This is a genomic window from Butyrivibrio sp. AE3003 (assembly GCF_000686065.1).
GTDB classification, from domain to species: domain Bacteria; phylum Bacillota; class Clostridia; order Lachnospirales; family Lachnospiraceae; genus Butyrivibrio; species Butyrivibrio hungatei_A.
This window is the reverse complement of sequence record NZ_JMLX01000001.1, coordinates 3,364,606-3,385,343: the sequence shown is the minus strand read 5'-3', so window position 1 is coordinate 3,385,343 and position 20,738 is coordinate 3,364,606. Positions and strand designations below refer to the sequence as shown.

Genomic DNA, 20,738 nt, shown 5'->3' with positions numbered 1-20,738 from the left:
CTATAGTATTCCCTATAGCAGCTTATCATGCCACTAAAAATCCGATTAACTCATTGAGTTAATCGGGTTTTATTTTTCTAACTTCAGAAATTGCTTCACTAATATCGCTTTCCGTCATTCCGACTTTTTCAGCCCATTCCTGAGTTTTCTCCATAAGATTATTATATTCATCCATATCTGGTTTATTTATAGTTTCAAACAATATACTTCCTCCTTTCACACCGGAATAATAATTTCCACCGTAGTTCCTCTTCCCGGATACGACTTAACATGCATCTCTGCGTTTTCCATTATACGAAGTCGCTCCTCAACGTTCTTTAAGCCATGCATTTCTGCTTCATAATCGGGATTATCTGTGATCTCATCTGTATCAAAACCTATTCCGTTGTCTTTTACCTCAATCTTGATATATCCGTTTCCGCGATGAGTGCTTATCTTTATGATGCCCTTGGTTCCCGGCGCAAGTTTTCTTATGCCGTGCCTTACTGCATTTTCAACGACAGGCTGCAGGGTAAGTGCAGGAAGCTCAAAGTCTTTTTCCCGTATGTCATACTCTACTTCAAAAGCATCCTCAAGCACAGCCTTTTCAATCTCAAGAAAAGTCATTGTATGATCGAGCTCGTCCGAAAACAAGATCATCTCATCTTTTTCAGAAAAACCCTTATTACCTTTAATATATTCAGACAGCCATGAGACAAGATCTTTTGCCCTCTTGGGATCACGCTCACACAGCTCCTTTGCGTAATCAAGTGTTGTATAAATGAACTGCGGCCTGATCTGAGACAGCGCTATCTTATTTCTCAAATTGGACAGTTCACTTTCTTTTGTACTTATCATCACCCGCTGATTCAATAAATTCTTGGAATTATCTTCTATTGCCTGAGCAAGCATAAGTAGCGCGCTCATAAGGCAGGCGAGATTATAAAGAGAATAGCCGTAAACAAATACCTGCAGCCCCGCCGCAAGAATCGGAACAAAGATAAAGCAGAACACCGCAATAAACCTGCGTTTTGTCACTTTCTTGCGCATATACGTAAGATACGAGATGCAGATTATAGCTTCAGACATATTGACCAGAGTCCACAAAGGAAATCCGGGACCTCTCTCATATAGATTCGTATCGGGATTAATTCTATAGATATATCCGCTCCCCTGCGAAAACATAAGTATGATCTCAGCACATATCGCGATAGCGGCTACTGCGTAGAAAATCGTGAAATCACTTTTTTCTTCATAAACAGAAAAGATCACATAGATTGAAACAAAAACAGGGATCACGGGATTTATCAAGAACGTCACAAAATTAGACGCAGTGACCATTCCATACGCAAATTCCCCCGGAACGCCTCTGTAGCACCAGGCCAGACCGTCAAACACCAGAACCAGTCCTACAGTCAGTTCCAGTATTGCAAGCGCCCTATACTCTTTCTTTATGATCGTGCGGCCCAAAAACAAATATACAGATGCCAGTATACAGAACAATGCGCCCCACAATTCCGCATCGGTAATCAAATATTTAAGTTCCACTCACTCATCTCCTTTTGACGGATTATAATATAATTATAGACATAAATTCACTAAATTTCATCTGTATTCTCTATGCATTTTCACTTTTCTTCCCTTTATGTTATACTTGCAGAAGTGTTTAATTCTAACACAATAACATTTTTCAGGAGGAAAAAAATGGCACAGAATCCTATTGTTACAATCACAATGGAAAACGGTGATGTCATAAAGGCTGAGCTCTATCCGGAGATTGCCCCCAACACAGTAAATAACTTTATTTCACTTATCAAAAAGAATTTCTACGACGGACTTATTTTCCACCGCGTAATAAAAGGCTTCATGCTTCAGGGCGGAGACCCGGAAGGAAGCGGAATGGGCGGCCCCGGATACGGAATCAAGGGTGAGTTTTCATCAAACGGATTTAAAAATGACTTAAAGCATACAGAGGGTGTTTTATCAATGGCAAGATCTATGATGCCCAACTCAGCAGGCTCACAGTTCTTTATCATGCACAAGACATCTCCTCACCTTGACGGAGACTACGCTGCATTCGGTAAGGTTACGGAAGGCCTCGAGGTTGTAAACAAGATTGCCGAGACTGAGACAGACTGGAACGACCGTCCCACAACACCTCAGGTTATGAAGACAGTTACAGTAGAGACTTTCGGAGTAGATTATCCCGAACCAGAAAAAGCATAACATCTTAAATGAAAAAGCCTTGACTATGTGAAGAATCTTCCATAATCAAGGCTTTTATTATTCCATTTTTTTAAATATCTGTATTTCTGATATCTTACCACTCAGGTGATATGGACACCGCGTGGTTATATCCGTCAGAACCGGTTGCAAGGGTAACAACTATTCTCTTATCTTCCATAAGGAACAGACAGTTGTTATATACCGTGTTTGCGTCAAGTCTTATCTCCATTGTTCCGTCTTTTGTCTGAAGGAAAAGAGTGCTCTCATTGGTCTTACTCTTGATCTTACCGTTTACGGTAGCTTTTGATCTTTCATCAACAGAAACTGTAGGTGATGACGTATCGCTCTCATTTACAATCTTTGAAGCATGGTTCCAGGAATCATTACCTCTGTAGAAATATACCGTATACTTCTGTCCGGGGAAAACAACTCTTCCTTCCGAAGCATCTGTATTACTGTCGATCACAAACTCCATCCTGCCTTCGGAAGTCTTGAGTACAAGCTTACTTGAAGTAGTCTGCCCCGATATTGTTCCTCTGACTCCTGTTCCATACTTTTCAACATTTGCAGTGGATAAAGCGCTTGTCTGCTTATCCTTTACAGACAAAGCATGCATATATGCATCAGATCCTCTTGCGCAGTTTACCTCGATTTCTCTACCGACCAAAATGCACTTAACTCCGCTTAAATCGGTTTCGTTATCAAGCTTGATCTCCATTGTTCCGTCACCGGTCTTAAGTAATATCTTCTCTCTTGTTGTTCCCTTTGCTATCTTACCCTTTACAGTAGTGGATTTGGCAGAATCTACTTCAGCTTTTCCGGGCTTTACCTCGCTTTTGATCGAAGTTGCGTGCCAGTACCCGTCGCTTCCCGTAGAACAAGTAACCGTAACCTTTGTTCCGGGGAAGAAAAACTTTGCCTCACTGTTATCTGTCGAATCATCGATCTTAATCTCTACTGTTCCGCCGGAGGTAGAAAGATACATCTTCTCAGCCGTCGTTCTGTCGTCAATCTTACCTGTAAAAGTCATCTCAGATGCCTTTGAATCCACAGGAAAAACAAGCGCTCCGGCCACTATGACAACAATCGTCAACGCAACACCCAAGATAGCCGATATGCTTTTTTTCATATTTTCTTATCCCCTTTCGCAATACTTTTTCACACAAAATATACCAAATTACAGATACATTATACATCATCTTGTACACATATGTGTGTTTCTTTTATTAAAAAAAATGTTTTTTCAACTAAAATATGCAAGATTTTCTAATTAATTAAACTAAGGAAACGCTTTAATCCGCGTTTCCCTACAAAAAGTCCATATAAATTCAGAATCACCACTGTTTTACGGGCTGCGGTGCTCCTTCTCCGCCCTGACCGCCTGTTGCACCTTCCTGTCCTTCTTTCTCTTGGGCTTTCTTCTCACCGTCGGCGCTTTGCTGGGCTTCCTGTCGCTCTTTCATAGCACCTTCTTTACTCTTTTGGAGCTCATCCTGCTGCCGCTTCTCTTTTGAACTGCTCTTGTTATCGTCGTTTGAAGAATCTTCATTTTCCTGTTCGGAAGACTCTTCGTTATCCTGCTGATCGTCGTCTGAATTCTCAGGATCCTTGAGCTTCTCAAGCATTTTATCAATGTCCTCTTTGAGTTGCTGGGCATCGGCATCCCTAAAGTTATCGCCTTCTTCAACCGCCCATCCGTTCTCAAGAAGAACATCCCTTGCCTTATAAAGAACGTAAATAGCCGTATCAATCTTATCCTGGCTTGAAAGGTCCGAAAAATCTATCGTATAGCAAAGCGAAAGAGCAAGATTTATCCTTATAGAACACTCTTTTTCTTCGGGAGGATACATTTTGAGCGCTTCAGTAAAGTAGCTTGCAGCCTCCGAGTAGCATTCCTGCTTGTAATATGCATCTCCGAGATTGTAGAAAGGAGTGTAACTCTCAGGGAAATTCAGAAGCAAAAGTTTTTCCTCAAACTTAGTATCATAGTTCCCTGCGTTAAATCTTTTTACAAAAACCTTGTTAACCAAAACCCTTGTAACTATCGAAGCACCTGCGATGCAGATAATAAGTGAAAATACCAACAAAAAGATATATCTAAGAGGTGTTTTTTTCATACTCATAACCTCCCTTTTATGCTAAATATGCACAGTTCCGCAATAAGTGCCAAAACGAGCGGTATGGCAAACCAGAAGTAAAGATCGACATACTTCTCCATTCCGTCCTCTTTCTCGGTTATGGTCTTTGAGGTCTCTTTTATCACATTTATCGTATTGTTGAGCCCTTTGCTTCCGCTGTTCATATTGTGATATTCAACCCCGAGATTGCCCGCAATGCTCTTAAGATTTTCCTCGTTGAGGTAAGATACGGCTTCTTTCCCCTCGGCATCGTCGTAGATGTACGTATTGTCAATCTTCATCTTTCCACCGTTTACAGAGCCGTATCCGAGAACCGCACCAGAATCCACATATTGCTTCAAAGCCTCATAAGACGTAAGCTCATTGCCGTTTGTGATCTCACCGTCGCTCATGAACAGAACTATGCTTTTCCTGTTTTCCTTTCTTGAAGAAGAAAGAAGCAGCGACTCAAGATCCTTGTAGGGTAAAGACATATCGCTTCCGCCCGCGTATTCATATCCGGGAGGAGCAAGCGTATCCAAAAGAGTCTTGACATGCTCCATATCCTGTGTGCACGGTGAAATAACGTGAGACTGATCGTCAAACGTCACAAGTGCAAAGTTACTACCCGCAAGTTCATCTATGATCTGCTTTGCATCCTTCTTTACACCGTCTATCCTGTTGCCGGCGTAATAATCTTCCGCCCACATACTTATCGTTGTATCCACAACAAAGATAACATCGAGATTCCTTGTAGAAAACTCGTATTCCTCATCCGCAGTCATGGGTCTCAACCCGATAATAAGCACCAGGATGTATATAATTCCGAGCCTAAGCACGGTAAATATTTTGTCTTTTCTTTCGACACTCGTTCTAACAACTCCCCAGACCGTAATTGCGATCAATACCGCAAAGATTATGAGGAGGAACGCTATCGGTAAAATAGGTCTTATAATCATTTTTGCAACACCCATCCTGCTCCGCAGAACACGACAATTCCCAAAAGAAGCATTATAAACGCAGCTTCCGGTATATCAACATTTTCTCTTGATGAAACGACTTTTACCATCATTGCTTCCTGCTTCTGGATATCCTGAACAATCTCTGAAACAGGATGCTCGTCCGTTCTTACATAGAACTTTCCGCCGGTATTCTCAACGGCGCTCTGAAATTCCGAAGAGCATGTCCTGTAGCTGTATTCCTCAGGCAGATAGAACTTATCCTCCGAAGGGAAAATTCCAAATACTGTAGTCTTATTATTCTTACACGCCTCTGATGCGTCCTTAAGATTCATTATCTCAGGATAGTACGAATTAAGCTCGTTATCGGTACACATGATGATAACGCGGGTTCTGTCCGATTCTCCTAAATAAGGAAAAGAATAAAGTGCAGAGCCAAGTCCTTCTCCTATGAGCGACGATCCCTTTGTGTCTGAGCGGTACAAAGTTCCCGCCTCGTAATAAGAAAGCTTCTCATCCAGCTCATAGAACCTCTCTTTTTCCTCTTCTGTCATATCCGTAAGATACTGGTACTTGTTGTAAAAATTGTCGTACATATCCTTCTGAAGTTTGAAATACTCATCAAGCTCATCGAGCTTTTGCACAACATAATCATAATCATCCGTAAGAGGAACATATGTAACAGATGAAGTATTAAAAATGCTCACTCCTATCCTGTCGCCTTCAAGTCCCTTTACCACGCCTTTTATATATTCAGTAATTTCTGAGTTGAGGTCATAGAGCGAATATGATACGTCAAGGCAGATTATGATATCTCTTTTCTTCACACCGTTGACAACTTCTTTTGACTTAAACGGTCTTGAAATAAGAATAAAAGACGAAAGCAAACATATTATAAGTCCCACTATCAGAACTGTCCTGATTATGCGGTACTGTTTAAACAACTCAATATATAACTCGCTGGATCTGATTCTCTGGGTATTGGCGGCTCGTAGCCCACCGTTAAATTCATTCGTTATCTTCTTGCTGTATTTATAAAGCCAAAAACATATTCCGGCGATTACCAAGACTCCCAAAACGATGACCCATTTATGCATTATGTCCATGTTCTGATCACTCCCATTGCCGTTTCACAGGATTCCGAAAGTTCCTTGGATATCGGTCTTCCGTCCTCCGCAAATTCCGGAACGTAATATTCTTCCATAAGCTTATCCAAATGCTTGATACCAAGTTTTTTTACATCACGGATAGTCGCTGTTTCAACATTGATTCCCGTAACATCGTGTATAAACCCTCTGATCAAAAGACTGAGCCTCTGAAATCCTTCTCTCTGGCTCACCTTGCCGTTTTTGTAATCATTCTTAAGCATCTGGATCTGCGCGATATACTTTTGTTTCATTATGTACTGATAACCGCTACTGATGCTGAAACGATTTTCTTTTTTAGCAGAAGGATCGCTCTGGTTTCTCTCGATTCCAAGTATTCTTAAAAGCACCCAAACAAACATAAAAAGAAAGGCCGCAAAAATAACGATTCCGACCAGCAAAACCCAAATACTATATTCAAATGGTGGTCTTAATGTAACCGTAGTTTCCATGTCTGTGCCTTTCAAATAAAACTATTGTCTTATCGATTATCTCATCCGAACCCGAAAGCGAGATAACCGATGTTCTGCTCTGCTTACTGCTGCTTGCTATGCTGTTTGCCGCAGCCTCCCTGTACTCAAGCTCCTGCTTTCTGAGTTTTTCATTATGAGAAAGAAACCATTTCTCATAGTGCCCAAGTTCATTGTCAAACACGTTATCCCCTGTCAGCATGGCGTCTTCAATGCACATAGCCATAAGGTCGTTGTTGCAGGCAACCGCCTTGAGCGTACTCTCACTGACTGATGTGAGCCCCTCAATATCGGTAATAAGAATAACGATCATCCTCTTGTGTACGCAGTTAAGGACGTTTTTTATGCACTGTTCAAAAGAAATATCGCTGTCCTTATCAATATACTTCTCATACTCGTAAATGAGTCTCTCGATATGCTCGGTTCCCGCCTTGAACATACTGATCTCCGACGTATCTCCTTTTGGAAATGCCACCGAAAAATCAGCTCCATTCTTATCTGTAAGATATGCGACCGTTCCGAAAGTAAGAAGCGCAACTTCTTTCTTGGACTCACCTCGCGGAGTATCGCCCGTCATTTTTTTTGCCGCAGTCGCACACAAACATTACATTGTGCCTTCTGTCGGTCATATACCTTCTTACCAGCGTCTTTCCCATTCTTGAGGAAGACTTCCAGTCGATATCGTGAACCTCATCGCCAAGTGCATACTCTTTAAGATCTTCAAACTCCATACTTCTTCCCTTATGAATGGAGTGAAAATCACCGTCCAGAATATTTGAAGTTTTTTTGTTTGTATAAAGAGCTACCGCTCTCCTTATCTTAGATAAATATTCGTAATCAATATTCATAGCCGCACTCTATCACGGAGTCTTAACAGAATTTACGATTCCGTCAATTACCGTCTCAACAGAAATATTGTCTGCAACAGCCGAATAGTTAAGACCGATCCTGTGTCTTAATACCTGATGTCTTACTACCTTTACATCCTCAGGTGTTACGTAAGTTCTTCCCATCATAAGAGCCGCAGCCTTAGCCATCTTAAGGAACGCAATAGATGCACGCGGGCTTACACCGATTCTCACGTATTTGCCAAGTTCAAATCCAGGTATCTGGTTTGCTCTTCTGCTGGCAACAACAATACTTGAAATGTACCACTTCACTGCTTCGTCAACATATACCTGATCAGCAATGTCCTGAACTTTATTTATATCCTGAATTGTAAGTACCGGATCTGTTTTCTCCGATATTACTCCGGATTCTATTCTCTTCAAAATCTCTACTTCCTCAGCGGCTGTAGGATATGTAATAACCTCTTTTATCAAAAATCTGTCCGTCTGCGCCTCAGAAAGAGGATATGTTCCCTCCTGCTCAATAGGGTTCTGAGTTGCAATGACAATAAAAATGTCCTCCGGCATGTTGTAAGTCTTTCCGCCGATAGTAACATGTTTCTCCTGCATGGCTTCGAGCATTGCAGACTGAGTCTTTGCACTTGAACGGTTGACCTCATCAAGGAGGACAAAATTGGCAAATACAGGTCCAAGCATAGTCTCGAACTTGCAAGTTGCCTGATTATAGATTTGTGTTCCGATGATATCTGCCGGAAGAAGATCCGGAGTACACTGAATTCTCGCAAACTTTCCGTCTACGGCATCAGAAATAGCCTTAGCCGCAGTAGTCTTCGCAAGACCGGGAACGGACTCTATAAGAATATGTCCGTCCGCCAGAATAGATGCGATAAGAGAAAATTTAAGCTGTTTCTGTCCGACTACTTTCTCATCAAAGTAATCGGACATTTTTCTGATAACTTCCTGTGAATAAGCAAAGTCAATTTCATTTATATTATTCTTTGAAGGAGTCTTTCTTGAAAGCTCCTCAGTAGTGTTGTTATGTACATTTTCGTCCATCACTATACTCCCCTTTTATTATTTTATGATTGTCGCAAGATTACGCATTATACCTGCCGCAATATCAGGCTTGTTCATTGAATAAACATGTATGTGGCTAACCCCGTTAGAAATGAGATCTATTATCTGATCGCAAGCATAGATTATACCTGCCTCTTTCATCTTCTCAGGGTCATCAGCGAACCTATCAACCATTATCTTCATCTTCTGCGGAATGGTTGAACCTGAAAGAGCTACACTTCTTGCCACCTGTCTTGCATTGGTTATCGGCATGATGCCCGGAAGGACCGGAACTTCAATGCCTTTTTCCCTGATCCTGTAAAGGAACTGGTACAACGTAGAGTTGTCAAAAAACATCTGGGTTGTAAGGAAATCACATCCCGCATCCACTTTTTCTTTCAGATGGATGATATCCTCAGATTGTCTTGCACACTCTACATGTCCTTCGGGATAGCACGCTCCGCCGATACATATATTTTCATCAAGCGACTTAATATCACTTATAAGCTGTGTCGCATGATCGTAATCATAGCAAACTCGTCCTTCTTTCGGAATGTCCCCCCTAAGTGCCATGATATTCTCGATTCCTTTTTCCTTGTAAACGGAAATCATGGACTTAACATCCTCTTTTGTAGACGATACACATGTAAGATGTGACAGCACGGTAACTCCGTACTTGTCCTGAAGATCGGCCGAAATATTGGCCGTATTCTTACTTGTTCCGCCGCCTGCTCCGTAAGTAACGCTCATAAAGTCAGGCTTAAGTGCAGCAATCTCTGCCGAAGCCTTCTCGACATCAGCGTACTTATCATCTGTCTTTGGCGGAAAAACTTCAAAAGACAAAGTCACATCTTTACTGTTTAATATGTCTTTTATTTTCATATTGTCTCCGATCGGTATCAAACATTGATCTCAGCTGTAAGTCCGAGGTCTTCCTTGTTTGCTTCCAATATAGGTTTAACAACTTCAGCAAGGAACTTATCTACCTGATGCGCACTGCATCCAACGTACTTTGTAGGATCCATTGATGCTTTGAGTTCCTCGATTGTAAGAGGGAATGCGGGATCTTCAGCAATAAGTTCAAGAAGATTGTTGTCTTTTCCCTCAACCTTGACAGTCTTACCTGCTTCCATAGAGAGCTCACGGATCTTCTCATGAAGTTCCTGTCTGTCTCCGCCTGCCTTAACAGCATCCATCATGATGTTCTCTGTAGCCATGAAAGGAAGCTCAGACATAAGGCGCTTCTCAATAACCTTAGGGTAAACAACAAGACCGTCAACTACATTTATACATAAATCAAGTATACCATCTGTTGCAAGGAATCCCTCAGGAATTGAAATTCTTTTATTTGCAGAATCGTCGAGAGTTCTCTCAAACCACTGTGAAACCTCAGTGATAGCGGGATTGAGAGTATCGATGATCACGTATCTTGCAAGTGAGCAGATTCTTTCGCTTCTCATAGGATTTCTCTTGTATGCCATTGCAGATGAACCGATCTGGCTCTTCTCAAAAGGCTCTTCAACTTCCTTAAGGTGCTGAAGAAGTCTGATATCCTGTGCCATCTTTGTTGCAGAAGAAGCGATTCCTGCAAGAACATTGAGTACCTTCATGTCAATCTTACGGCTGTATGTCTGACCTGAAACTGCCATGCAGCCCTTGAATCCAAGCTTTTCTGCAAGCATGGGATCAAGCTTATCAACCTTTGAAAGGTCTCCGTCAAAGAGTTCAAGGAAAGAAGCCTGTGTTCCTGTTGTTCCCTTTGAACCTAAAAGTTTCATATTATCAAGAACATAATCGAGGTCCTCAAGATCGATCGTGAAATCCTGAAGCCAGAGTGTTGCTCTTTTTCCTACTGTTGTAGGCTGTGCAGGCTGGAAATGAGTAAAGCCGAGTGTAGGCTGTGCCTTATATTCCTCCGCAAACTTTGAAAGCTCTGCGATAACGTTAACGAGCTTCTTTCTTACAAGCTTAAGTCCCTCAGTCATTACGATGATATCTGTGTTATCACCAACGTAGCAGCTTGTTGCGCCAAGGTGAATAATTCCCTTAGCCTTAGGGCACTGCTGGCCGTATGCGTAAACATGGCTCATTACATCGTGACGAACTTCTTTTTCTCTTGCCTTTGCAACATCATAGTTTATGTCATCCTTGTGAGCCTTAAGCTCATCGATCTGCTCCTGAGTGATGTTAAGACCAAGGTCTTTCTCAATCTCAGCAAGTGCGATCCAAAGCTTTCTCCATGTCTTGAACTTCATATCCTGTGAAAAGATATATTGCATTTCTTTACTTGCATAACGCTCCGATAAGGGGCTTGTATAACGATCTGTACTCATTTCATTCCTCCTGAAACTATATCTGTATTACTGACACTATAATATGTCGAGTTTTTTACTTTTCAAATTCTCCTCTTATATCCTCAGTAGGTGGTGTAACGGGATAATTACCTGTAAAGCATCCCTTACAGATGCCGAGGTTTCCGCCAACCATCTCTTCAAGTCTCTCTATTCCGAGATAAGCAAGTGAATCGGCACCGATTATCTTACAGATATCGTCGACATTTCTATTATAAGCTATAAGCTGATCTCTTGCAGGAACATCGGTTCCAAAATAGCATGGCCACAGGAACGGAGGTGAACTAACTCTCATATGCACTTCTTTTGCACCCGCATCGCGAAGCATTCTTACAATTCGGTCTGAGGTTGTTCCTCTTACGATCGAGTCGTCGATCATAATGATTCTTTTGCCCTCAACCGCGCTTCCAAGTGCATTTAACTTAACCTGAACGCTTGATTCTCTGTTCTTTTGCTTGGGTTTAATGAAAGTTCTTCCTATATAAGAGTTTTTTACAAAAGCCTGACCATAAGGTATTCCCGACTGCATTGCATATCCAAGTGCCGCAACGTTTCCGGACTCTGGAACGCCTACTACAAGATCCGCATCTATGGGTGAATCCATAGCAAGGAATCTTCCCGCAGCTATTCTGGCATCATATACGCTGATGTTGTCGATAGTACTGTCAGGACGCGCAAAATAAATATATTCAAAAATACATCTCGCATGCTTTTCCTTAGGGATACACATGCTCTTGTCGGACTGAATTCCGAATTCCGGAGAAATAGTAACTATCTCACCGGGTTCAACATCACGGATAAAAGTAGCTCCAACCGTATCAAGCGCACATGTCTCGGAAGCAAGTATGTAGCAGTTCTCTCTTCTTCCTATAACAAGTGGCTTAAATCCGTAAGGATCTCTTGCACCGATAAGTTTTCTCGGTGACATAATAACAAGGCTATACGCTCCCTTTATCTTGAGCATAGCCTTTCCAACTGCCTCTTCTACAGACTTTGTCGCAAGTCTCTCTCTGGCGATATGATATGCAATTACTTCCGAATCGATTGTCGTCTGAAAGATTGCACCGGTATATTCAAGCTCATGACGAAGCTCAGGTGCATTGACAAGGTTACCGTTATGTGCAAGTGCCAAGGTTCCTTTTACGTAGTTTAGAACAAGCGGCTGCGCATTCTCACGCGTACTGCTGCCTGCTGTTGAGTATCTTACGTGGCCTACTCCGATGTCTCCCTTTAAAGTGTCCAATATCTCCGGGGTAAAAGCTTCATTTACAAGTCCCATATCCTTATGGCTTGTCACTTTTCCCTTCGGTCCGTTCGTGTCGCTAACGGCAATACCGCAGCTTTCCTGTCCTCTGTGCTGAAGTGAAACGAGTCCGTAGTATATAGATCCGGCTACATCACCACCGTCAAAATCATACATACCAAAGACACCGCATTCTTCACCAAGACGCTTGTAATTCTCAGTCCTACCTTCGTAATTCATTTGTTCTCCTTGTTTTTAAAGAAAAAAAATAACCTCAAACACCGAACATTTTAACATTATATCAAGCCCGATTCAATCAGAACTTATTGGCTTTATATTGGTGCGATAGCAACAGAAGAATATTGGCTGATTATCGGCTCGATGGCATCAGGGAATATTTGCTAAATTTGTGCTATGATTTGTGTCTTCAACATCGTGGCTATATACAAATATATATCGGATTACTTCCTCAATCTCTGCACAGTGCGTAAATTGTAAAATGCACCGTACATTTCACTCGCTTCTCATCTGTACGGTGCCTAAATTGAAATACGCACCGTACACTTCACTCGCTTCTCATCTGTACGGTGCCTAAATTGAAATACGCACCGTACACTTTACTCACTTCTCATCTGTACGGTGCCTAAATTGAAATACGCACCGTACACTTTACTCGCTTCTCATCTGTACGGTGCCTAAATTGAAATACGCACCGTACACTCTACTCGCTTCTCATCTGTACGGTGCCTAAATTGAAATACGCACCGTACACTTTACTCGCTTCTCATCTGTACGGTGCACTATAATACTCGGCCTCATTGCCAACGTTTTTCCCCATATTCACATGACTTTTTTCAGATTTCCCACTAAAAAGTCATCTTCACTTTACTACTGGCCTTGCTTTTCGAAATGGTTGTAGAGTGCGCTGATTGCAAAGCACAGTATTCCACTGATGAGGAAACTTATTGCACGTCCTATAGTGTTTTCGTAAGTAATATCAATCATGATAAACTTAACAACGCATATCATAGACAGAACAAGCCCATATATTCGGAGTTCTTTTGCCCCAAAAATCTTGTTGAATCCAATAAATATGCACAGTATCGCAAAGGCCAGAGTTGCAACGCTGATGATATAACCTGCCGCATCATAGGTGATAAGCGAAACCAGCAGAATGATTCCAAACTTGATTCCCGCGTAAAGTTTTTCGCCACTGCTTCCTGCAAAATGTCTGCGAATATTAATGCAGGCCAATGCTGTCGTAAAGGCAATATTTATTCCCTGTGGAAGAGCCCCGTCAATCTCAATAATGTTATAAAGTCCTACCAGTATTCCTATCGCATTTATAACATCGAGCCCCAGCAGAACCGACTTATTGCTTATTCCTTTGTCATCCCTGTCAAACTTAAGCACTCGCATAAGCGCGTTAAACATTCCCATTGGAATTATTGTAAACATAAGCCTGAATTCACTGTCATAATGCGTGTATTTGTCTGAAACAGCGCAAAAGAGAAACGCGATACATACCTGAACATAGATAAAATAAATGATTTTGTAATAAACAGACTTATTGACAATAAATCCTTCCATTACCACAACAATGATCGCATAAACCAGTGCTACCGAGCAGAAAACAATATTCAGTTTATCCGCAACTTCCAACGCCGTCATCAGCGCTGCCAATATAAGCGCCTGATTTCTGAACAGATTATGCTCCTTCTTTGCGCCGTAAACAGCCATCGGAAGAAGTGCAACAAAAAGAGCTCCGGTGTTGAAAAAATCATTATATAAAATAAAAGTAGCAAACTCGGCAACGGCGAACCAAGCGATTATCCAAATGTTTTTCAAAAGTAAGACCGTATCGTCCTCGGCTTTGCTCTGCTGCATAAAAGCTACAACTTCCGCAATAACCGCAACCGCAAAGAACACCGTAAGGCTGATCCATTTTGGCAAATCTAAGCAATCCGCAAGTAGAAGGTATGAAACATAGAATACAACCGCACTTACAGGAGCAAAAATGAATCTATTCTTATCTTTTATCAGCTTTTCTCCATAAATTGAACATGCAAAATATACAGCACTTATAACCACAATAAGAATTGCAGAAACAGTAAGCGGAACACATTTTTCAACATTATTTCCGATCCTTGTTGCAAAATAAAGTATAATTCCCATATTTATGCAACTTTGCACTATTCGCTGTCCGTAACTCTTCCTGAAATTATACTGGAAAGCAGCCCCCATAACGATAAGGTAAATCAAAATAGGTAGAACCATGGCCTTATCTTCCATATTCCATGCAAGAAGCGCAGAAATAATGTAGCCCGAATTGCCAATAGCCTGAAAGAGTCTGCTCTCTTTTTTGCCCATGTAGAGAATAACTCCTCCCCAGACAAGCAAGAGAACGTACATGATAACGTCACTGATAGCTTTGAAGTAAATTCTGGTCACAAGTATCGACAGATAGCTGCAACCAAGTCCACATGCGAGCAAGGCCGTAAAAAAGGTATTATCCGGCCGCTTTTTGTGCTCATAAAATGCAAAGCTAGTAAGCGCAATACTAACCGTGAACATCATTCCAATTTTGACAGTATCGTTAAGATAAGGAATTATGAGGCTTGCAAACAAAATAAGTGCTATGAAAACCAATACACTTGCAAGAACTCCCATCAAATGCTTACCAATCCATGACTCTGTAGAATTTCTCTTTCCGGCCGTATAATTCTGAAATGGATGTTGAGGCTGCATAGATTGATTCGAGAATTGTGCCTGCGGATGATTCTGCATAGCTTGATTCGCAAATTGTGCCTGTGGCTGATTCTGCATAGCTTGATTTACGAATTGCGCCTGCGGATGATTCTGCATAGGTTGATTTGCGAATTGCGCCTGCTGATTCTGCATTGGCTGAGGTGTAATCTGACTCTGCACCCGCTGATATTGATACTGCACTCCCTGTGACTGCATATTCGTTTGCGCCTGTTGCAGTTGCATATTCACTTGCATCTGCGGTTGTGGCTGCACATTTCCTTGCACCTGCTGCTGTGGCTGCACATTTGCTTGCACCTGCTGCTGATGTTGCATAGACCCTATTTGCATATTCGCCTGCTGCAACTGCTGATGCAATCCGTTCTGTTCCGCTTTTACATCAGCAACAACATGCGATACCCGGGATAAAGCAAGTTGAATCTGCCCAACCTGATACTTGATCGACTCAAGTTCTCTCTCCAATTCTTCTATTTGTCCCATAAAATAATCTCCTTTTATTCTGCAAAGCATATCCGAAAAAAGCTGATTAAAGTTGGCAGTGGGCTATCGCACCAATTAGTGCGGCAGCCTTTCCTTACGCTTTCAATCAATGTTTTCTTAAATAAAACACCGCCTGAAACGATTCTTCGATCCGGACGGTGCAATAGTACTTCTGTCATTTATGTTTCTTGTTTTTCTTGATATAGGCAGATGCCCCTCGATAATCCTATCTGCTTATTTCCACATTTCCTCGATATAAGCAGTTGCCTCTCGCTAATTCTCTCTGCCTTTTTCCACATTTCCTCGATGTAGGCAGTCGTTTCTCACCGACTCTCTCTGCTCATTTTCTTATTTTATCAATACAAGCAGTTGTCTACAATAATTCCTATCTGCTCATTTCCACATTTCCTCGATATAGGCAATCGTTTCCCACCGACTCTCTCTGCTCATTTTTCATATTTTCTCAATATAAGCAGTTGCCCCTCGATAATCTTCTCTGCCTTTTTCCACATTTCCTCGATGTAGGCAGTCGTTTCTCACCGACTCTCTCTGCTCATTTTTCATATTTCCTCGATATAAGCAGTTGCCTCTCGATAATCCTATCTGCTTATTTCCATATTTCCTCGACATAGGCAATATTCTCCGCAATATCACCTCTGCTCCCTGTACATTTTTATCAATATAAGCAGTCTATAAGCAATTAAATCTCTCACAACCTCGTACATTCCTATTATTGTGGTCTAATCATATTTATATATGAAGCCACCTCAGATGCGCTTGAATTCACAGTCTTCCTAGACCAAGCCACCGCTCCGCACTTGGCACAGCCGTAGTGCCGATAGTTTCTTGTAAACTTGCTGTCACGCTTGCGGTAGATTGTGGCGCCACAGCCGCCACAGGTAAATACGTACTTTACAGCCATTTCGGAGACCTTGTGATTCTCGATACCTTTTTCACAACCTTCGGTCACTCGTTTGATATTGTAGCCGTAAGCACGATTCATCAGCTCGGCGTACTGCTTCCACTTGCCCGTATGTCTCATGCAGCCTTTACACGTATGCAGAAGCTCATGGATAATAGTCTCCTTACAGGCTTTTTCAGAAATTCTGTCATCTGCAAGAAGGCTCTCAGCAATCTCAATCTCATAACTTCCGTCACGTTTTAATCTGCACAAGCCCCAACGAGTCTTGGCTCTTCTGTTCAAAGACCACGAGGCAATCTTGCCAAGCTCTATTCCAAGACAAGTAATCTCACTAATACACTGCTCTCTCAAAAAAATAAAATCCTTCATACCAAACCATAAAACTCCAAATAACCTATATAAAAAAACAGCTATATGACTTTTTCGTGCATTTTACTCCAAATAAGTCATGGCATTTCCTTTCACAACGAGGTTTCTTACTGCATTCGTATGACTTTTTATTGCACTTTCTTTAAAAAAGGTCATGCCATCTCCCTTCTAAGCGATGGTTTTCACTGCTTTCTCATGACTTTTTTTGCACTTTCTTTAAAAAAAGGTCATACCATCTTCCTTCTAAGCGATGGTCAACGAGGATTTTCGCCACATTCGCATGACTTTATCAGCATATAATCATCAAAAAAGTCATATCCCCGCAAAAAACAGACCTCCGTCACATACAAAAGACGCCACCAAAGCCCCGCTTCAAAAGCCTTTCAAAAAGCCCCCGCCAAAAGCCACGTCAGAAGCCCATTCAGGCCCCAGCTCCCAGGCTTCACTCCCTTTCCTCGTACTTCGAAACCATATCGAGGATTTCCTGGGCGTACTCGGGGTACTGCCTTGCCATATCTTCGACTTCGTTCTTGGCGTTGCCGGCGACGATGTCCCTGTTGTACTCCATGCGCTTTCTTAGTGACTGGCGGCGCACGTTGAGGCTGTGCCTTATCTCGACCTCTTCATTATGGCTAAGAAGCGCCTCGGCCTGATGAATCCAGATTTCGGGGTCACGCACCCTGAAGTGCCTCAGCATGTAGATAAGGTCCTTCTGATTGGAATCAAGAAGCCTTCTCGCATCATCAATCTTCTCGCGTTCCTTGCGCTCCCTAAGGTACTTGTTGTAGAGCTCCGTAAGTTCCGTTGAACTCATAACCCTGTATTTCATGCGCAGATAATCAAGAAGATTTGTGTTGTTCACGTATCTGACTTTAACCTGATTCTGCAGCATGATAAGCCTTGATATAGACTTCTTCACATTCTTTAGCTCAACCTGTGCATTGGTACTCTGCACATAGAGCACAGTTATCGCTATCGCCGCAAGAAGAATAAGCATCATATAGCCGTAGATAACATTAAGCTTTAACGCAAATTGGAGTATCAAAAGAAAAACTATCATGACCACGAGAACAACTCCCACAGTCACAGTCAGTTTCTTAGAATTTTCAATTGTTTCATTCAGATCGTCTTCTCTGAAAACATATGCTTCATGCTCGGAATCAAGACGCTTAAGATCGTTCTTTATCTTCTTCTGGAAAGTCTCGGCTTCGAGAAGTTTCTCGGATGCTTCCTTTGCATTGTCTTTGAGTCTGTCCATACGTTCAAACTCTTCATCAGTCATCCTGCTCTTTCTCTTGTCAAACTTCTCCTGAAATTCTCTTGCTTCAACAATCTTTCTGGCGCAGTCGTCAATCTCTTTTCTCTGCTCGGGCGGAAGCGCATTGATTTCCTCCATATCACGCAGATGACTCGTGACATCGTTGTACTCAAATTCAAGAGCATCGAGCTCTCTCGCCGCTTCCTCCATCTGCTGAAGGCAGCTTCCTATATATTCTCTTCTCTGAACCGGATCGTTCATATCGAGATCTTTTCTCGTATAAACTATATCACTCCAGTTCTCAAGCTCAGCCTGCTGTTTTTTCCACTCATCGGCTGCGGACTTATGAAAAATCTTGTCCCAAAACCCCATATCCTATCTCCTCGAGCCTACGGTCTTCTCCTTAACCGTCTCTCTGTACTTCGCCTTTATGCTCTCAGTGAGCTCGCCTATCTTCTCATAATACTCGTGCATCTTCCCCTCTGCCTTATATACGCCGAGCGTTCCGATCACGTGGTTGTCATCACTTGCGGCATAAAGATCCGAATATTCATCCATCTTCTTCTCAAGTTCCAAAGAAGTTTCGTAAGCCTGCTTATCCTCAGCAACAAACTTCACGTACTCTTCATCCGACATTTTCATGCGAAGCGCCGCAAGGTACTGCATATAAGACTCTTCATTCTTACCGTCTTCATACGCCTTCATAAACAGCTCCGCTGCTCTGTCAAAAAGAAAAAGTCTCGCATACATCACTCCTTCGTTGTGCTCGATCCTCGCTCTGATGCTAAGATCGATATCCGGCGTATTCTCAAGCAAAAACTCATATTCCTTAAACGCCATGCTGTATTTCTCGCTCCGCATAAGGAAATCCGCTCTCGCAAGCTTCTTGCTGTAAATATCCATCCCCGCGTTTTCGCGAAGTATGCTCTCCGTCCGCTCAATCTCCTTGCGCGTGTTATATCCGACATAATCAAGGATTGTTCCCGCAAGAGCCGCAACAGAACACTTTTTTGAAGCCATACCTTTGAGCTCATCAGCAAGTTTCACCAGCGAGCACTCTTTTTCAATCCATTCAAAAAGATCGTCTCCAAAGCTCTCTTCATCGAGCAAAAAGGCGTTCTGAACGATGCAATAGCACAGCTCTTCTATACAGAAGACATTTCTGCCTATCTTTTCCATATGAAACGGCGTTTGCGCGTATGTTCCTATACACAATATCGGTTTATTCATATCTGCTGCCCACTTTCATTAAAGTTCTATGATCTGTTCCCATGATTTACCGGATGAAGGGAAAAGCTCTCCAAATCCCATATCAAGCACTCTCACGTTCACTTCGCTGACAGAATTCATATTCATAAGAATCTTCAGCCTCGTGGTTCCGGGCGGTCTCTTCTCAAGCCCGTCAAGATACAACTGCACCATCTTGGGCTTTTTGCCCGTAAGCGGCGTCACCTGGATATTTAGAATTCCGCTCTGATCCATGATAATATCCATTCCCGTCTCAGCTTCGTACCAGTTTATTCCCGCATCAAGAAGTGCGCAATACACTTCTGTTCCGCACTTTAAAAGATTTATTCCAAGATTCGACTTAAGCTTATCTTCGCCAAGAAACACGAACTTTAAGGGCTTTGTGGGTTTGATCCTCTCTCTTGCCGCTATGCTCGCTCCCTTGCTGAACATGTTGTTTCCCTGAAAGACCCTTCTGGTCCTGCACAAAAACTCCAAAGATCTCTTTTGCCACTTCTCCCTGAATCCGTCACCCAAAAGAAATACCGTAGAAATGATCTTCTCACTGCAAACCTTCTGCATAACAGTCAGGAACTCATCGTCAAGCCTCTCGCACATCTTGTGATAAGCCGCGCCCTCCTTAGGGAAGCCCTCCGCAGAAAACTTAAGGTCGTCATACGTACTCTCATCAATCGTCGCTACAACAGGTGTCGTATTATGATTGAGATTCATCTCATACACACGCAAAGTCTCCATATCAAAATCACAGGCAACAACCGTATGATTCATGAGCTCTTCGGGCTGATACAACATATAATTGTAGAAACTTTCCTCGTGGCTCTGGTAAAAAATATTCTCAGTCTTAAACTCAAGTGCCGACGTCACCGCATTGAGAACCTGAATCATCCTGTTATCAAGCGATCTCGTGGTAAACATTATTGCCTCGACATTATCAAGAGAAAGTTCCATTGATAAAAGCGATAAACTTCTTTTTATGAACAGGGTCAAAAGAGCTATCGGATCGTATTCTCCGTCTCCGACAGCCACAGGCTTTCCTTCTCTTGCGGCACTAACAAGGCCGTAAACAGGAATGCCGTCCTGTTCCTCTATGTGACGAACAGCCTCTTTTCCATAGAACCACTGGTTGACGTCATTTTTTTTGCAAAGAACGGTAGGAATGTTATAAAGTTCGGATCCTGCAAGCACCGATAAGGTTTCCGGCATATCCGCATCGGATGCAAGAAAGCTTATCTGTGAGACCTTCTCTCCCAGATCATATCCAAGTACAAAACGTCTTTCCTCAGAATTTCCAAAAAGCATTT

At 42.2% G+C, this 20,738-nt stretch carries 19 protein-coding genes; 1 reads left to right on the top strand and 18 read right to left on the bottom strand.

What is annotated here, in order from left to right:
- Positions 1-58: 58 nt before the first annotated feature.
- Both CD00_RS20260 and CD00_RS19650 read right to left on the bottom strand, forming a co-directional pair.
- Entirely contained in the window at positions 59-202 is a 144-nt protein-coding gene (locus CD00_RS20260; protein ID WP_185750487.1) for a hypothetical protein, read from the bottom strand.
- 14 nt (positions 203-216) lie between these two features.
- Positions 217-1,527 carry a sensor histidine kinase gene (locus CD00_RS19650; protein ID WP_051594263.1) on the bottom strand — a complete coding sequence of 437 codons (1,311 nt, stop codon included), beginning with the start codon at positions 1,525-1,527 and terminating at the stop codon, positions 217-219.
- A gap of 156 nt (positions 1,528-1,683) precedes the next feature.
- Here CD00_RS19650 and CD00_RS0116190 point away from each other — a divergent pair, with 156 nt between their 5' ends.
- Positions 1,684-2,205, top strand: a complete 522-nt coding sequence (locus CD00_RS0116190) for a peptidylprolyl isomerase (RefSeq protein WP_026656916.1) — start codon at positions 1,684-1,686, stop codon at positions 2,203-2,205.
- 94 nt (positions 2,206-2,299) lie between these two features.
- Here the strand turns inward: CD00_RS0116190 and CD00_RS0116185 are convergent, their stop codons facing one another.
- From CD00_RS0116185 to CD00_RS0116105, 16 genes are all read right to left on the bottom strand, one after another.
- Entirely contained in the window at positions 2,300-3,334 is a 1,035-nt protein-coding gene (locus tag CD00_RS0116185; RefSeq protein ID WP_026656915.1) for a hypothetical protein, read from the bottom strand.
- A 205-nt stretch (positions 3,335-3,539) separates the two neighbouring features.
- Positions 3,540-4,322, bottom strand: a complete 783-nt coding sequence (locus CD00_RS0116180; protein ID WP_026656914.1) for a tetratricopeptide repeat protein — start codon at positions 4,320-4,322, stop codon at positions 3,540-3,542.
- A 2-nt stretch (positions 4,323-4,324) separates the two neighbouring features.
- Complete coding sequence (locus CD00_RS0116175; protein WP_196803771.1) at positions 4,325-5,281, bottom strand: vWA domain-containing protein; 957 nt, start codon at positions 5,279-5,281, stop codon at positions 4,325-4,327.
- The gene (locus CD00_RS0116170) at positions 5,278-6,387 is read right to left on the bottom strand and encodes a VWA domain-containing protein (RefSeq protein ID WP_026656912.1); all 1,110 of its coding nucleotides are present in this window, start codon (positions 6,385-6,387) and stop codon (positions 5,278-5,280) included. The genes CD00_RS0116175 and CD00_RS0116170 overlap by 4 nt, the downstream gene beginning before the upstream one ends.
- Positions 6,378-6,878 carry a hypothetical protein gene (locus CD00_RS0116165; RefSeq protein ID WP_026656911.1) on the bottom strand — a complete coding sequence of 167 codons (501 nt, stop codon included), beginning with the start codon at positions 6,876-6,878 and terminating at the stop codon, positions 6,378-6,380. The genes CD00_RS0116170 and CD00_RS0116165 overlap by 10 nt, the downstream gene beginning before the upstream one ends.
- A complete protein-coding gene (locus CD00_RS0116160) occupies positions 6,844-7,473 on the bottom strand; it encodes a DUF58 domain-containing protein (RefSeq protein WP_026656910.1) in 630 nt (209 codons plus the stop codon). The genes CD00_RS0116165 and CD00_RS0116160 overlap by 35 nt, the downstream gene beginning before the upstream one ends.
- The gene (locus CD00_RS0116155; RefSeq protein ID WP_026656908.1) at positions 7,448-7,744 is read right to left on the bottom strand and encodes a DUF58 domain-containing protein; all 297 of its coding nucleotides are present in this window, start codon (positions 7,742-7,744) and stop codon (positions 7,448-7,450) included. The genes CD00_RS0116160 and CD00_RS0116155 overlap by 26 nt, the downstream gene beginning before the upstream one ends.
- Before the next feature lie 12 nt (positions 7,745-7,756).
- Positions 7,757-8,800, bottom strand: a complete 1,044-nt coding sequence (locus tag CD00_RS0116150; RefSeq protein WP_081811951.1) for an AAA family ATPase — start codon at positions 8,798-8,800, stop codon at positions 7,757-7,759.
- 18 nt (positions 8,801-8,818) lie between these two features.
- Positions 8,819-9,682 (bottom strand): methylenetetrahydrofolate reductase [NAD(P)H], encoded by an 864-nt coding sequence (gene metF / locus CD00_RS0116145; RefSeq protein ID WP_026656906.1) that lies wholly within the window; start codon positions 9,680-9,682, stop codon positions 8,819-8,821.
- A 17-nt stretch (positions 9,683-9,699) separates the two neighbouring features.
- Positions 9,700-11,133 (bottom strand): adenylosuccinate lyase, encoded by a 1,434-nt coding sequence (purB, locus tag CD00_RS0116140; protein ID WP_026656905.1) that lies wholly within the window; start codon positions 11,131-11,133, stop codon positions 9,700-9,702.
- Positions 11,134-11,188: 55 nt separating this feature from the next.
- Entirely contained in the window at positions 11,189-12,634 is a 1,446-nt protein-coding gene (purF, locus tag CD00_RS0116135) for an amidophosphoribosyltransferase (RefSeq protein WP_026656904.1), read from the bottom strand.
- 648 nt (positions 12,635-13,282) lie between these two features.
- Positions 13,283-15,640 carry a DUF2339 domain-containing protein gene (locus CD00_RS0116130; protein ID WP_026656903.1) on the bottom strand — a complete coding sequence of 786 codons (2,358 nt, stop codon included), beginning with the start codon at positions 15,638-15,640 and terminating at the stop codon, positions 13,283-13,285.
- Positions 15,641-16,370: 730 nt separating this feature from the next.
- A complete protein-coding gene (locus tag CD00_RS19645) occupies positions 16,371-16,931 on the bottom strand; it encodes a SprT-like domain-containing protein (RefSeq protein WP_051594262.1) in 561 nt (186 codons plus the stop codon).
- A gap of 442 nt (positions 16,932-17,373) precedes the next feature.
- Positions 17,374-18,561, bottom strand: coding sequence for a hypothetical protein (locus CD00_RS0116115; protein WP_026656902.1), 1,188 nt, complete (start codon positions 18,559-18,561; stop codon positions 17,374-17,376).
- Positions 18,562-18,564: 3 nt separating this feature from the next.
- Positions 18,565-19,419, bottom strand: a complete 855-nt coding sequence (locus tag CD00_RS0116110; protein ID WP_027209388.1) for a hypothetical protein — start codon at positions 19,417-19,419, stop codon at positions 18,565-18,567.
- A gap of 18 nt (positions 19,420-19,437) precedes the next feature.
- On the bottom strand, positions 19,438-20,736 hold the full coding sequence (locus tag CD00_RS0116105) for a DUF5716 family protein (protein ID WP_026656899.1): 1,299 nt from the start codon (positions 20,734-20,736) through the stop codon (positions 19,438-19,440).
- Positions 20,737-20,738 lie beyond the last annotated feature (2 nt).